The organism is Acinetobacter sp. ABJ-A23_2, from assembly GCF_044538765.1.
GTDB lineage: Bacteria > Pseudomonadota > Gammaproteobacteria > Pseudomonadales > Moraxellaceae > Acinetobacter > Acinetobacter nosocomialis_A.
In genome coordinates this window covers 1-878 of sequence record NZ_JBIUCP010000115.1, presented here as the reverse complement: position 1 = coordinate 878, position 878 = coordinate 1, and the positions used below count along the sequence as shown (strand labels likewise).

1 protein-coding gene and 1 pseudogene are annotated in these 878 nt (G+C 29.8%); both read left to right on the top strand.

The window, feature by feature from the left end; genetic code table 11:
* Positions 1–183: 183 nt before the first annotated feature.
* Positions 184–582 carry a roadblock/LC7 domain-containing protein gene (locus tag ACH63V_RS18095; RefSeq protein ID WP_396464321.1) on the top strand — a complete coding sequence of 133 codons (399 nt, stop codon included), beginning with the start codon at positions 184–186 and terminating at the stop codon, positions 580–582.
* Positions 583–613: 31 nt separating this feature from the next.
* A pseudogene (locus tag ACH63V_RS18090) lies at positions 614–878 on the top strand (hypothetical protein); the annotation flags it as partial.

Sequence of the window (878 nt, the reverse complement as noted above, 5' to 3'; positions counted from 1 at the left end):
CTTGATCAGGATTCGAATCTACAATTAAAAATCTATCGTGATTATATGAAAATATACGAACATCATTATCCATTATATGCTGTTGATGCTCGTATAAAAAATGATATTTTGCTATTAACTGAAACATTGATTGCCAATATTGAAGTTAATTAAATTATCTTCTAGAGGTTAATTATGGAATCAATGACTGTTATAGACAATCAAACAGACGAATTTAAACAATTTTCAAAGAATGTTGTTTCTGCACTACTGCATCAAACAAAGCATATAAACCTTTGTATGCTCTGTACTACTGATGGATTTGAGATTACCACTGCAAGTAAAAAAAATTGGAGTAATACTGGAAAAATTGCGGCGGTGAGTAGTTCTATCATGGCACTTATTTCAGCATTTATTTCTGAAATTCATTTAGTAAATTGTCAAACAATTACTTTAGATACAGAAACAGGAAAAGCTTTTCTGAGTATTGTCCCTCATGACAAGTTTCCTTCAGTACTTGTTGTGATTACAGATAAAAATGTTCTCCTTGGTGAAATCCTGCATGAACTTAAAAAAGTAATTGCACATTTACATCAGTATTAAAATTTTATTTATGTGAAATCATCATTTTTATATGAAAAATACTCTCTACCTCACGATTTTTGGTTTAAATTCTGATACCTCAGATCAACTAAAATCAGCGATCCAAAATGCTTTTCCTCAGGGAACCCTTTTGGAATGGACAACTTTGGCTCATCCTGAGTTAGATTTTATTTTCATCAATGATGCTTTCTTCCATTCTCAGATTGTTCAGAATATTATTTCTACACATAAACATATTAAATATCTAAGATTAGTAAATTCTCCTGAAAAATCAGGAATTATTAATAATGGTATAC